The following is a 12,309-nucleotide window of genomic DNA, read 5'->3' as shown; positions in this document are numbered from 1 at the left end:
GCTCACGACTCCGTTCGGTCCGCGCGCGCGACCGCGCCGGATGTCACGACCATGCCGGGCTTCGCCGCTGTGACACAGGCACGCCGGTTCGGCTTCCCATCCACGGTCACCAGACACTCGTAGCACACGCCAATGCCGCACAGCGGACCACGCGGCTCGCCCGCAATGCGCGTCGTCCGAAGCACGCGATGTCCGCTCGCGAGCAACGCACCAAGGATCGTCGCGCCGCGGTGCGCGCGAACTTCCTGCCCGTTCCAGGAGAAGGTGAACGTGCTCTCGTGAGCAGGGTTCTCGGGGTAACCATCGCCGACTCGCGCGCCCATCCAACCTCCTCCATGAGCCCCTGGGAGGGTCACTCGCCCCCTCGGATTCCGTGACGACCGACTCCGCAACGCCTCACGCGGCAAAGCGGTCCAGTCGAGCTGGTGTCAGGTCAAACCGGGGTGTTCTCCCCAGCACCACATCAGCCACGACCTCCCCAACCGCCGGGCCGAGCATCATCCCGATGTCGAACCCACCCGTGGCTACCACGAACCCGGGCACCTGCTCCGATTCGCCGAGGATCAGCATCTGGTCTGGCGTCTTGGGCCGCAAACCCGACCACGCCCGGATCACCTGCACCTCCCGCAGGTGCGGGTACATCTCGGTGATCCCCCGGGCAAAGTCCCGCATCACTGCCAGGGTCACCCGCTTCTCGAAGCCCGCATCCTCCTGGATGCTCCCGATGATTCCGTTCGCAGCCCACGTACTCCGGATCGACGGGGAGATCCCCATCACCACGCGATGCGGCAAGCCGGCGATCGGCTCGGTGACCAACACCTGCCCGCGGATTGGAGTGATCGGCGTGTGGAGCCCCACCATCGCGCTGACCTCACCCGCCCAGGCACCGGCCGCATTGACGACGGCGTCCGTCTCGATCCGCCCACGGGTCGTGTCGACGCTGACCACCCGTCCGCCCCGGACGGTGATCCCCGTGACCGTGGTCATGGGTACCAGCGTCGCTCCCAACTCCCGCGCCCGCTCGAGATACCCGGCCACCACCGCGAAGGGAGACACGAAGCCACCCCGTGGCGTGTGGCACCCCCCAAGCACCCCCTCCGGCAGCAGCGGCTCAAGCTCCCGAAGCTCCTCGCCGGACAAGACATCGACCTCGATCCCCACCGACCGCTGCCGCTCGGCCCAGTCGATCACATCGGCGAGGGACTCCTCCGTCATCCCCACCCGAATCACCCCGGTGGGCTGGAAATGGACCTCCCGGCCCAGGCGATCACTCAGCGCCTCGTACAGGTCGGTGGCATGCCGGCACAGATCGGCCATTAGTCCGGGAGGCCTGGGGGACAGGGACACGAGGCCGACGTTGGCACCCGAGGCCTCACTGCAGAAGTCGCCGCGTTCGACGACGACCACATCCACCCCCGCCTCCGCCAGGTGGAACGCCGTCGCCGCACCGAACACCCCGGCCCCGATCACCACGACATCCGCCCGTCGTGGCAAGGCATCAGCTACCAGCATCCCGCTGCCCCTGCATCCATCACGTCACCGCCCCGGGAACCCGTCCGGTCCAGAGCCAGGTACCGAGCCCGCCGATCCCCAAACCCGAATTCGGAGGCCAGCACCCACGACCGAACCGGCAGCCGGCGGCAGGCATCCCGCCGACATCCTTCCCAACCGATCGCCTAAGCCAACAGTTCCGCCGCGACGATAACCCAGTGATACAGAGCCGTCAAACAAGATCCACGATCTGCGCCACACCTGCGCGATCTTGCTTCTGGCACGCGGCACCCATCCGGAGGTCGTCTCGGAGATGGTGGGGCACGCCATCATCACCTTGGCCCTCGACACCTACTCGCACCTGTTTCCGACGTTCCATGCCGAAGCGGCGGCCACGATGGTCGCCGTGCTGGGGATCGGCAAGCCCGGTTGTGGTCAGCGTTGGGGTCAACCGAGGAGCGAGGGCCGGCCTAACGGCCGGTCCTCTTCGATTTCCGCGCCGGATAAGGAATTCTGGGGGTGCCGAAGGTGGGAGTCGAACCCACACGCCCTTGCGGGCAGCGGTTTTTGAGACCGCCGCGTCTGCCATTCCGCCACTTCGGCGCGGTGCTCGCCTAAGTATACGTGCTCTCGGGCCTATGCGGCCACTCGCACGCTTGGCAAGTTTGCGGGCGCAACGGGGTGGTGCCTACAATGCCGCCACGATGTGCTGCTGGCGCCGATCCGGCTCACGACTCCGAAGGAGGGTGCGCTCTGTCGTCGACCGCGATCGCGTTGGTGATCATCCTGGCACTCTATCTGCCCATCGTGGGCTACCTCTACGGCCGCCAGGGTCGCTGGGCCGGGGCGGCCGGCTGGGCGCTGCTCGTGGTGAGCGTGGCGGGGTTCGGCACCGGGGTGTCCCGGTCATTCCCGTGGGGAGGACTGGTCTTCCTGGCCGCGGCGCTCTTCGGGTTGATGCTAGTGGCGTTCGACGTGGCCGTGCGAGCACGCAGCAGGTGAGGCGGCACAGACGTCCCGCCGCCGATGGGTTCGTGACGAGTCAGGGGGCGATGGCCGAGAGGGGGTCGCGGATGGCAAGCGATCACGTCAGGGGCGAGCAGGCGATCGGGCAGGATTCGGTGAGCCACCGAACCGACGCGCATGCCCCGGTGCATACGGCCGGGAAGCGGGAGGTCGACCTCTACGTCCGCACCTACAACACGCTCCTCCAGAGCTCGGGGCCGATCAAGGTTGAAACGCTGGAGCCGGCCCACCTGAATATCCAATCGAGCCTCCACGCCGGTGCCCAGGAGGTGGCGCCGGACATGAACGCATTCATGTACAGCACCCTCCGGCTCCCGGCGAGCATGGTCCAGGTCCAGCACATCGTGCTGGGGCAGTCGGCCTACAACTTTGCCCGCGCGGGCTACCCGGACCTGGAGAAGTGGGAACGCGTGACCGCGCCGGGCCGGCGGCGGCGCTGGTGGTACGACGGTAAGGCGGTGCTGGCCGCGTTCGTCGCCTCGGCCTCGGACCTCGACGATCTGGTACCGACCATCGTCGCGTGGCAGATCGAGTGGAACAAGATGCACGGGATCATCGCCGGCGATGACCGCCTGCGATCGCTGATTGCTGAGGCGGCGGGTTCCGACGGGAAGGTGGCGCCGCAGGTCGAGGACGAAGTGCGCGAGCGGTTGATGATCGCCCCGAACGACTGGGAGCGCCTGGCGGGAGCCTGGGGTGACCGGCTGTGGGAGAACCTCGAGCTGGTGGCGCGCGACAAGAAGCGGCTCACACTCCAGATGCTCGGCGGCACGTACGTCGGTTACGCTCGGACGACTCACCGCTGGTGGACACCGATCGAGAAGGTACTGCTGGAGCGCGAGCTGATCGACCGGCCGATCTACTTCATCTCGTCCAACACCCACAGCATCGTCAACATCCTCTCCGGCACCGCTCGCCGCCGACGGGACCAGCTCGTCCGCTTCGTTGAGGAGACCGAGAATCGCGAGCTGCTGCCGGAGCTCCGGGCCATGCAGGCCGGGACCAGCCGCAGCAACTGGGACAACTTCCTCTACTACACCGCACGGCTCTACTACGGCTCGCACCCGGAGGAGCGGGCCGCCCGAAACGCCGAGGAGGAGGAGCGCGGCATCACGACGATCGAGCCGGAAGCAGGGGTGGATGTCGCGGTCCAGATCATTGAGCTGAATCGCCTCCAGCCGGAGGACTTTGACCCACGCCTGCGCGCGCTCGGGGAGCTGCGGCCGGAAACCTCCGATGCGGTCGTGATCAACATCAACTACCCGCTCGGAATGGCCGCGTACCATATCTTCTCGCGCATCGCGATGAGCACCCACCAGATCAAGGGCGTCTACATCCTCGGGAAAGCGGCCACGCTCAACGCCCGCATCGGCGACGTGATGATCCCCGACGTGGTCTTCGACGAGCACAGCGGCAACACCTATTGGCTGCGCAACTGCTTCGGCGTTGAGGACCTGACACCGTTTCTGGTCTACGGTTCAGCGCTCGACCATCAGCGGGCCGTGACCGTACTCGGCACCTACCTGCAGAACCGCGAGTACCTCGACTTCTTCTACCGCGAGAACTACACCGTGGTGGAGATGGAGGCCGGGCCGTACCTGAGCGCGCTCTACGAGGACACCTTCCTGACCCGGCACGGGCAGAGGGAGCACGTGAATCTGGCCGAGATCCCGATCGACCTGGGCATCATCCACTACGCGTCAGACACGCCGTACACGCGCGCGAAGACACTCGGCGCCCGTGGGCTCTCCTACTACGGGATGGACTCGACGTACGCATCGACGCTCGCGATCGTCCGCCGGGTGTTCGAGCAGACGGGGATCCTCCGCCCGGCGGAGCCACGGCGCGATTAGTGGTGTAGCGCGGACTAGGTCTGGATGCGAATCCAGCCAGGCGGGTCGCTGGCTGGGAACGACCCCTTCGACGCCTCTTCGACAACGTCGTGCAACTCATCCTCGGCATTGAGGGTCGGTGCGACAGGCACCGGCCGGGGCGTGCGGCGACGATACCAACGCACCACACCCCCCACGACGAGACCTGCCAGCGCCAGGCGAAGGATATGTTCACCACGCATGCGCATTCTCCCCTCCCGCAGCGGGGCGACGAGCGGCTACCCGGTCGCCACCTCCCGCTCGACACAGGCAAGCACCGACTGGTTGATTCGCTCGACCATCGGCCCGATCCGGTCGCCGACGACCATGGCGATCACGCCGCTGAGGTTCACGTCGGCGTGCCAGCGGACCAGAGTGCCGTCACCATCTGGCTCCAACTCGACGGTGTTGACGAGCTTGGCCTTGCCAAAGAAGTCGCCGCCCTGGATCTGCATCACGGCGCGCCGCGGAGCATCCCGCTCCAGCCAGGTTCCTTCGCACTTGAGCCGCTGACCATAGGCGTGGAGCTCAAAGGTGAAGCGGCGGTCGTCGACCACCTTGACGTTCTTGAAGCCGTCCGCGCACGCACCGTAGCGGTTCGGATCGGTGAGGAAGTCCCACACCGCCTGCGGGGTGGCCGCGACCCTGCCCTGCCCACTGTACTCCATCGCCTGGTCCCCCTTCATGTACCCGGTTCCATCGCTGAAACCATTGTGCCCCATCTCCGGCGTAGCCGCATCATGCGCACCGGCCGTGCCCAGGCCACCGGCCGGCGGGACCGCCGTCCCACCCCAATAGGGACTTGTGGGCGATCGGCCCGCATTGACCCAGGCGAACACGTGTACGTACATTCGATGCGGACGAGATGCGTGGCCCGTCTCCCCCTCATCCGTTGCCCATCGGCCCGATCTCTTCGCATCGGTCGCGAATATACCCGGCACCCGCTGAGCTGCCGGGGTGTCACTCGGAGGATGCGCTGCCCATGCTGAAGCTGCTCGGGTTCCGGAGGCTGCTGGTCCTGTCGGTCGCCCTCGGCCTTGCGACCGGCTTCGGCCTCGCCGTGGTCAACCAGACGCGAGCGGTGACCTACACCGTGACCGACTTCGGTGACGTCGCCGACGCCGCGCCGGGGGACGGCACCTGCGAGACGGCCCCGGGTAACGGCGTTTGCACGCTGCGCGCGGCGATCCAGGAGGCCAACGCTGCAGCCGGTGCGGCGGTGATCGCGCTGCCTCAGGGCACGTTCACGCTCTCACTGACCGGGACCGGAGAAGATGCGGCGGCCACCGGCGACCTTGATATCACCGACACCCTCACCATCACCGGTGCCGGCGCGGGTCGGACGTTCATCGATGCCGCCGGGATCGACCGGGTGTTCCACGTCCACGCGGGCGCTTCGCTCGAACTCAACAACCTGACGACGCGCGGTGGTGACACGACCGGCCAGGTCGCCGCGGACGGCGGGGCGATCCTGAACCAGGGCACGCTGGCGCTGGTGAACGTCACGGTCGAGGACAACGTTGCGGGAGGCGCGGGCGGCGGCATCTTCAACGGCGGCACCGCCACCCTGACCAGCAGCGCGGTGATGCGGAGCCGTGCCGCGGGCGGCAACGGCGGCGGTATCGCCAACGCTGGTGAGTTGACCGTGAACCGCAGCCTTGTCCAGCAGAACTCGACTGATGGCAACGGCGGCGGCATCGCCAACGCAGCCGCAGGTGTGGTCACGCTCACTCACAGCAACGTCAACGGCAACGTTGCCGGCATCGACGGCGGCGGGTTGTCTAACGACGGCGGCACCGTGCGGATCGCGGATCAGAGCGGGTTGACCGGGAACGAAGCGGGCGCCTCTGGCGGGGCAGTCCGCAACCAGGGAGGCACGCTCACCGTCGCAGATACCAGCATCACGAGCAACCGGGCACGCACCGGCGGCGGGCTGGCCACCGTCGGAGGCAGCGTTGACCTGACCGGGATCACCGTCAGCGACAACAGCGCGGACGAAGGCGGCGGAATCGCCGGTGGCGCGCTGACGCTCTCCAGCAGCATCGTGAGCGGCAACCTTGCGGCGGTCCGAGCCGGGGGCATTCTCGCCGACGGCGCGACCATGGAGATTGCCGATACGACGGTGGTCGACAACACCGCTCGCACCGGCCCCGGCGGGGGCATCCTGAACCTGGGCACCCTCTCCCTCACCGGAGGGACGGTCAGCCGCAACGTCGCCGAGGCCGGCAACGGGGGCGGGATCGCGAACGAGGGCACGCTCACTCTCGCCGACGACACCACGGTCGATTCAAACGCGGCAGCGGCCGGCGGCGGCGTCGCCAACACCGGTACGGCCGACCTGACGGCCGTCACCCTCCGCGGGAACCGCGCGACCGGCTCCGGCGGCGGAGTAAGCAACACCGGCACGATGGCGCTCGACGGGGTACTGCTTGCCACCAACATCGCGGAGGTCGACGGCGGTGGCGTCCACAACGCCCAAGGTGCGACCGTGACGCTGCGCGACACGACGGTGGCCGACAACATCGCCCGCGCGGGCGAGGGCGGCGGGATCGCCAGCGCCGGGGAGGTCCGCGTGGCGTTCTCGACGCTGAGCGGGAATACGGCCGCGACCAACGGGAGCGGGCTCGCGAACCGAGGTATTGCCACGCTGACCAACGCCACCGTGAGCGGGAACGTCGGAGCCAGCGCAGGTGGTGGCATCTACACAGGAACCGGCGGCGACACGACCGTGCGCAATGTGACGATCGCCTACAACAGCGCACGCGCCGGCGGCAACCTGGCGAATGAGGGCGGCACGCTCACCCTCGGCAGTACGATCATCGCCCACAGCCTCGTCAGTGCGAACTGCACCGGGCCGGTCACCTCGCTCGGCTTCAATCTGGAGGACACTGACACCTGCGGGCTGGGCCAGACCGGCGACCGCACCCTTGCCCAGGCCGTGCTCGGTCCGCTCCAGCAGAACGGGGGCGCGACCGCGACGCATGCGCTCGGCCCCGGGAGTGCCGCCATCGACGCCGGGGATCCGGCGAACTGCCCGGCAGAGGACCAGCGGCACGTGACCCGTCCCCAGGGAGACGGCTGCGACATCGGCGCGGTCGAGGCGCAGCAGACGGCGGCCACGCCGACCGCAACGCCCGGGGCGACCGCGACCCCGGCTGCAACGCCGGACGCCGAGCCGAGCGTCACGCCGAGCGCCACGCCTGCGACAACACCGTCGCCCAGTCCGCAGCCCACGCCGACTCCGACGGCCACGCCAGCACCGACCCCGTTCCCGACGGTCACGCCCTGGCCGACGTTCACGCCCACGCCATTGCCGACGGCGACGCCGACTCCGGCACCCGGAAACGACATCCGGCTGCCCAACACCGGCGGCCGGTAGCGAGGGGGGGACGGATGCAACAACGTCGCTCGGCGCGGGCACACCGCACCGCGAGCCATCCGGCCGTGCAGCGCACGGCCCCGCTTCCGACGATCGGCGCTGCGGCCACCACGGCCGGCTGGCGCGATCGGCTGGCGACCGGCCCCTCATCCCCACTCGCGGCCGCGGCAATCCTCATCACCGCCGGGCTGCTTGCAGCGGTGCTGGCCTTCGGCGCATTCCAGGCCGTGACCTGGCTGACCGCCGCCGACCGGCATGGGTCGGCCCACCAGGCAGCCGCACCTGAGAGCACGCGGGCTACCATCTACACCATCGCGCCGGGCCGGCCGACGCCGACGCCCGCAGCGCCGTCTCCCGTCGCGATCGCCGACGAACCCGGCGACGCGCCCGACTCACCCGGCCCGAGCGATGCCGGGATCGCGCGGCTCGTTATCCCTGACCTCGGAGTCGACGCGCCCGTGGTGGTCAAAGGGCTCGACGCCCACCGGGTGATGCAGGCACCAGAGCAGCCGCACGAGGTCGCCTGGTACCACTTCACCAGCTTCCCCGGTCGGCCCGGCAACGCGGTCTTCTCCGGGCACCTCGACTTCCCCGGCACCGGACCTGCCGTCTTTTGGGATCTCCCCTCAATCGACGTGGGGAACGTGATCGAGGTTGTCCTCACCGACGGGACAACGTACCAATACCAGGTGGTGAGCAAGACGGTCTATCGTGAGGCGACCGCCCCAGTCGCCCAGATCGTCGGCCCAACGCCGACCGAGTCGATCACGCTCATCACCTGCGCCGGAGTGTTCGACCGCACCATCGGCCGGTACGAGGACCGCCTCGTCGTCCGCGCCGAGCGAGTGGCCTGAATCACCGACGCGTCCGGAGTAGACGGTACAGACGCGTTTTGCGCGGGCTGCGTCCTCTCGCAACCCCGCGGCTGCCGTCTCAGCGTGCAGGCTGGTGAGATGAGGTGTCCGGTGGGGTCGTGACAGGCACGTCGCCGGGCGTGGAGTCGCCGGACGGCGGCTGCGCGAGCCGACCGGCGAGGATGCCCTGGAACGAGTGCAGGACACCCCGCGTCGCCAGTGGGTCGGCACCGGCACCCGCTCGGTGTGCGGCGAGGACCGCGGCCGCGTCGTCCGGGCTCAACTCGGTCAGGAACGAGAGCTGCTGCCCGCTGGCGCCGACGACGATCACCCGCTCCCCGACCCGGACCAGATGCACGGTCCCTTGTGCGCCAAGGCTCAGCGAGTCGATCGACTCCAGCACCCGTCCACTGCTGATCGGTGCCGCCACACGTGTGTTCAGGTAGCGCAAGCCGCGCAGGATGGCGTAGGCCGCGACGAGCACGATCGCCAGCGGGATGATCATGCCGACCCACAGGCTCCAGAAGGATCCGGACGTGGTCGCGGCGGCGTCTTGCTCGAGCTGCGCGTAGCCCTGCGCCAGGTAGCCGGTGGTGTCCGACGGCGTGCCCACCGTGCCGTTCGCGGACCCGTCGGGACTCAGAAGACCAAGCGCCTGGACGACGAGGTAGCCGACGATCAGCAGCCCGGCCACAGCGAACCAGAGGCGGGCCGAACGGCCGCCCCCACGCGGCCCCTGTTGCGCTCCACCCGGAGACTGCCGCCACTGCCACATCGCCCTGCTCCTCCTCGATACCCGCCAGCGGCGCGGGTCATCGGACTGGTGTGCGTACGGCCAGGACACGCCCGCACGCACCGTTGGTGCGCCATGTAATGTAACTGAGGATCATGGCCTGCGTGGTCCGCCAGCACCGCGCACACTCGCGTCACGCTGCGCGGACGAGTCCGCACGCGGGTGACTGCGCTCACCCGCTGCCCAGGCGGCGCTCAGGTGGGACGATCTCGACGACCCGGACGGCGAACTTCTCGTCGACCACCACGACCTCGCCCCGCGCGATGAGCGTCTTGTTGACCATGATGTCCACCGGCTCGCCTGCCAGCCGGTTGAGCTCGACCACCGAGCCGGGGCGCAGTCCGAGGATGTGCTTGATCTGCATCCGGGCCGTGCCCAACTCGGCCGTCAGTTCGACCTCGACGTCGCGCAGGAACTCGATGCTCTGCGGTCCACCGCTCTGGGTCTCCTGGCTCAGCGCCATGAAGGCAGCCGGGTGCACGCTGGCGGCCTCACCCCCGGCCTGCTCGCCCGGAGCCGCTGTCTCGCCCGTCCCTTCCGGGCGGTCGAACGACTGCCAGCTAACCGATCCGGTCGCGCCGGAGCGCTCGGGCGGTGTGTCGCTCATTCCTGGGCCTTTCCTCTCCACCTACGGGACGACGGTGTCGTCCGTGACGCGCTCGACAATGCGTACCGCCAGTTGCCCGGCAATCTGGCCCGGCTGCCCGAGGAAGCGGACCCGATCCTCCACCAGCACCGGCAGTGCGCTGTCGGCCGCGGTGTCGAGCCGGATCACGTCCCCTACTTCGACCTGGAGCAAGTCGGCCACCCGAACGGTGACTCGTCCCAGCTCGACCCGGACCGCCAGCGACACCCGTTCCAGTTGGGCCGCCAGATCGCGCTCCAGTTGCTCCCCGACCCCGGCGCGCGGGTTGGCGAACAAGAGCCGGGCGTTCAGCCGTGGAAGGATCGGTTCCAGCATCGACGCCGGCAGGCAGATCGTCAAGCGCCCGGTCGCCCCCTCCATCCGCACCTCATGCCGGATCACCAGCGCGATCTCGGTGGGGAGGAGCCCCTGAACCTGCATGGCGCCCAGGGCCACTTCGCAGTGCGGTGCACGGAGCGACGTCACCTGCGCCCACGCGTTCACGAACTCGGCGAACAACCCCTGCCCCAGCTCCTCCAGCAGAAGCATCTCGATCTCGGTGACGGAGGCACCGGCCCGCGGCGCCGGGGTCGAATCGCCAGGCCCGCCGAGCATGCGGTCGATGACGAGGAACGCGAGGTTCATGTCGATCTGCATAACGGCCTGCCCGACGAGCGGGTCGAGCGGGCTGATGAAGAGGGTCGTCGGGAAGGGCAGGCCGTCGAGGAACTCCCCCAGCGTCGACTGCTCCACATGGACGAGGGAGACATGGACGGCAGCGCGCACCTTGGAGGCCAGGAAGTTACCGGCGAAGCGCCCGAAGCCCTCCTGGATCGCCTGGATCGAGCGCAGGTGATCCTTGGAAAACTTGTCCGGTCGGCGGAAATTGTAGGGCACCGGTGAGCCCGACACGATTGGACAGCCTCCTGTCCGCGTCACGGTCCGGCGACACGACGAGCGGCGGGGAGCCTGCTACTGGATCACGAACTGGGCGAAGTACAGCCCGGTGATCTGGTGGTGCCGCAGGAGCGGCTGCAGGCTCTCGATCAACTGCTCGCGCAGCACCTCTTTCCCCTCCGGGGTCGTGACCTCCGCGACCGTCTTGGCCGTCAGCACGGAGGTGAGGATATCCTGGATCTGCGGCTTAATCGGCTCGAGCCGGGCATTGAGGGTCGCCTGCTCCTTCTCGAGCTCCTCGGTCGAGAGTTCGGACCCCACGACGCCGGGCACGTGCAAGCTGAGAACGATCTCCGTCTTAAGATACCGGAAACCGCCCGGATCGGCGAGATTGACCACGCGCTCCCCGAGCGTGACCGGAACTCCCACATCAACCCCCGTCGGCGGCGGCACCGACAACGTCTCAGTGGTGTTTCCGTTACCGAGTTGGATGCTGATCCCGCCCGGCACCAGGCTCGGGAGCACAAACACCGCCCCCACCAGGGCGACCACGATCAGGGCGCCGACCCCGCCGAACACGAGGAGCAGCCGCTTGTTCATGCCCTGCGCCACATCACCGCTCTGCATTCCTGCGTCCATCTGATTCGCCACCCCCTCGCCAGCCGCGTTACTCGTTGGAGCCCGGCTGAACGATGACCAGGTCCACTCGCCGGTTCTTCCGGCGCCCTTCTAACGTGCGGTTGTCGGCACGCGGCCGATGCTCGGCGTAGCCGACGGCCACCAGCCGCTCCGCTGGCACGCCCTGCACGTCAGAGAGGAAGCGCACCGTGCTGACCGCTCGCATGGTCGAGAGCGCCCAGTTGTCGGGGTAGTTCGGATTGGCGGGCGGAACGTTGTCGGTGTGGCCCTCTACCCGCACCGGGAAGGGCATCGGACCGATGATGGCGGCGATGTCGGCCAGCACGCGGTGTGCCTCCGGGCGAAGTTGCACCTCGCCCGGCGGGAAGAGCACGGACTCCGCCAGGTGGATCACGATCCCCTCCTGGGTCAATTCCACGTCAGCCGCATCGAGCCCCAGGTCGTAGCGCTGCACCAGTGACGCGATCTGCGCCCTGATGGCCAGGAAGCTCATGAAGCGGAAGTCCTGCTCCGCCAGCGCCGGTCCCAGCGGCTGCCCCGGCTCCATCACATCGACGCGGAAAGCCTGCTGCACCGAGGTGCTGAAGCGCTGAAACTTCGCCGAGTCGGCCTTGGAGATCGAGTACATCACCACGAAGAAGACGAGCAGCAGCGTAATGAGATCGGCGTACGTGACGAGCCACCGCTCGCTCGATGCTTCTCCCGCGTGTTCGTGCCGACGCCGGGCCATGCCG

13 protein-coding genes and 1 tRNA gene are annotated in these 12,309 nt (G+C 68.5%); 4 read left to right on the top strand and 10 right to left on the bottom strand.

All coding sequences use genetic code 11. The features are described 5' to 3' along the window. Positions 1 to 2: 2 nt before the first annotated feature. The 3 genes from STHE_RS02940 to STHE_RS02930 all read right to left on the bottom strand — a co-directional run bounded on the left by STHE_RS02940 (position 3) and on the right by STHE_RS02930 (position 2,094). Positions 3 to 323, bottom strand: a complete 321-nt coding sequence (locus STHE_RS02940) for a (2Fe-2S)-binding protein (protein WP_012871077.1) — start codon at positions 321 to 323, stop codon at positions 3 to 5. 73 nt (positions 324 to 396) lie between these two features. Beyond that, positions 397 to 1,512: an NAD(P)/FAD-dependent oxidoreductase gene (locus STHE_RS02935; protein WP_012871076.1), complete on the bottom strand. Its 1,116-nt coding sequence runs from the start codon at positions 1,510 to 1,512 to the stop codon at positions 397 to 399. Between the two features lie 499 nt (positions 1,513 to 2,011). Continuing rightward, a tRNA-Leu gene (locus STHE_RS02930) sits at positions 2,012 to 2,094 on the bottom strand. A gap of 90 nt (positions 2,095 to 2,184) precedes the next feature. Between STHE_RS02930 and STHE_RS02925 the strand changes: the two genes are divergently transcribed. Continuing rightward, entirely contained in the window at positions 2,185 to 2,493 is a 309-nt protein-coding gene (locus STHE_RS02925) for a hypothetical protein (protein ID WP_012871075.1), read from the top strand. Positions 2,494 to 2,564: 71 nt separating this feature from the next. Then, on the top strand, positions 2,565 to 4,370 hold the full coding sequence (locus tag STHE_RS02920; RefSeq protein ID WP_012871074.1) for a DUF6909 family protein: 1,806 nt from the start codon (positions 2,565 to 2,567) through the stop codon (positions 4,368 to 4,370). A 14-nt stretch (positions 4,371 to 4,384) separates the two neighbouring features. Here the strand turns inward: STHE_RS02920 and STHE_RS02915 are convergent, their stop codons facing one another. After that, on the bottom strand, positions 4,385 to 4,591 hold the full coding sequence (locus STHE_RS02915; protein ID WP_041398758.1) for a hypothetical protein: 207 nt from the start codon (positions 4,589 to 4,591) through the stop codon (positions 4,385 to 4,387). 36 nt (positions 4,592 to 4,627) lie between these two features. Continuing rightward, entirely contained in the window at positions 4,628 to 5,074 is a 447-nt protein-coding gene (locus STHE_RS02910; RefSeq protein WP_041398756.1) for an SRPBCC family protein, read from the bottom strand. Positions 5,075 to 5,370: 296 nt separating this feature from the next. Between STHE_RS02910 and STHE_RS18685 the strand changes: the two genes are divergently transcribed. Together STHE_RS18685 and STHE_RS17740 are read left to right on the top strand one after the other, a co-directional pair. Next, the gene (locus tag STHE_RS18685; RefSeq protein ID WP_012871071.1) at positions 5,371 to 7,767 is read left to right on the top strand and encodes a choice-of-anchor Q domain-containing protein; all 2,397 of its coding nucleotides are present in this window, start codon (positions 5,371 to 5,373) and stop codon (positions 7,765 to 7,767) included. Between the two features lie 14 nt (positions 7,768 to 7,781). After that, the gene (locus tag STHE_RS17740) at positions 7,782 to 8,621 is read left to right on the top strand and encodes a class F sortase (RefSeq protein WP_012871070.1); all 840 of its coding nucleotides are present in this window, start codon (positions 7,782 to 7,784) and stop codon (positions 8,619 to 8,621) included. A gap of 79 nt (positions 8,622 to 8,700) precedes the next feature. On the opposite strand, the gene STHE_RS02895 is transcribed toward STHE_RS17740, so the two are convergent. From STHE_RS02895 to STHE_RS02875, 5 genes are all read right to left on the bottom strand, one after another. Further along, a complete protein-coding gene (locus STHE_RS02895) occupies positions 8,701 to 9,396 on the bottom strand; it encodes a FliO/MopB family protein (protein ID WP_012871069.1) in 696 nt (231 codons plus the stop codon). Between the two features lie 190 nt (positions 9,397 to 9,586). Next, on the bottom strand, positions 9,587 to 10,021 hold the full coding sequence (gene fliN / locus STHE_RS02890; protein ID WP_012871068.1) for a flagellar motor switch protein FliN: 435 nt from the start codon (positions 10,019 to 10,021) through the stop codon (positions 9,587 to 9,589). 21 nt (positions 10,022 to 10,042) lie between these two features. Then, a complete protein-coding gene (locus tag STHE_RS02885) occupies positions 10,043 to 10,951 on the bottom strand; it encodes a flagellar motor switch protein FliM (RefSeq protein ID WP_012871067.1) in 909 nt (302 codons plus the stop codon). 60 nt (positions 10,952 to 11,011) lie between these two features. Further along, the gene (locus STHE_RS17735) at positions 11,012 to 11,563 is read right to left on the bottom strand and encodes a flagellar basal body-associated FliL family protein (RefSeq protein WP_012871066.1); all 552 of its coding nucleotides are present in this window, start codon (positions 11,561 to 11,563) and stop codon (positions 11,012 to 11,014) included. 40 nt (positions 11,564 to 11,603) lie between these two features. Continuing rightward, on the bottom strand, positions 11,604 to 12,305 hold the full coding sequence (locus tag STHE_RS02875) for a flagellar motor protein MotB (protein ID WP_012871065.1): 702 nt from the start codon (positions 12,303 to 12,305) through the stop codon (positions 11,604 to 11,606). Positions 12,306 to 12,309: the final 4 nt, after the last annotated feature.

This window comes from Sphaerobacter thermophilus DSM 20745, assembly GCF_000024985.1.
Lineage (GTDB): Bacteria > Chloroflexota > Chloroflexia > Thermomicrobiales > Thermomicrobiaceae > Sphaerobacter > Sphaerobacter thermophilus.
The sequence above is the reverse complement of the archived record's forward strand: the minus strand, read 5'-3'. Positions and strand labels throughout refer to the sequence as shown.

What these genes read in the sequence shown, in the direction of transcription:
- STHE_RS02940 (WP_012871077.1), bottom strand. Translation starts at nt 323, where the DNA reads ATGGGCGCGCGAGTCGGCGATGGTTACCCCGAGAACCCTGCTCACGAG.
- STHE_RS02935 (WP_012871076.1), bottom strand. Translation starts at nt 1,512, where the DNA reads ATGCTGGTAGCTGATGCCTTGCCACGACGGGCGGATGTCGTGGTGATC.
- STHE_RS02925 (WP_012871075.1), top strand. Translation starts at nt 2,185, where the DNA reads ATGCCGCCACGATGTGCTGCTGGCGCCGATCCGGCTCACGACTCCGAA.
- STHE_RS02920 (WP_012871074.1), top strand. Translation starts at nt 2,565, where the DNA reads ATGGCAAGCGATCACGTCAGGGGCGAGCAGGCGATCGGGCAGGATTCG.
- STHE_RS02915 (WP_041398758.1), bottom strand. Translation starts at nt 4,591, where the DNA reads ATGCGTGGTGAACATATCCTTCGCCTGGCGCTGGCAGGTCTCGTCGTG.
- STHE_RS02910 (WP_041398756.1), bottom strand. Translation starts at nt 5,074, where the DNA reads ATGAAGGGGGACCAGGCGATGGAGTACAGTGGGCAGGGCAGGGTCGCG.
- STHE_RS18685 (WP_012871071.1), top strand. Translation starts at nt 5,371, where the DNA reads ATGCTGAAGCTGCTCGGGTTCCGGAGGCTGCTGGTCCTGTCGGTCGCC.
- STHE_RS17740 (WP_012871070.1), top strand. Translation starts at nt 7,782, where the DNA reads ATGCAACAACGTCGCTCGGCGCGGGCACACCGCACCGCGAGCCATCCG.
- STHE_RS02895 (WP_012871069.1), bottom strand. Translation starts at nt 9,396, where the DNA reads ATGTGGCAGTGGCGGCAGTCTCCGGGTGGAGCGCAACAGGGGCCGCGT.
- fliN (WP_012871068.1), bottom strand. Translation starts at nt 10,021, where the DNA reads ATGAGCGACACACCGCCCGAGCGCTCCGGCGCGACCGGATCGGTTAGC.
- STHE_RS17735 (WP_012871066.1), bottom strand. Translation starts at nt 11,563, where the DNA reads ATGCAGAGCGGTGATGTGGCGCAGGGCATGAACAAGCGGCTGCTCCTC.
- STHE_RS02875 (WP_012871065.1), bottom strand. Translation starts at nt 12,305, where the DNA reads ATGGCCCGGCGTCGGCACGAACACGCGGGAGAAGCATCGAGCGAGCGG.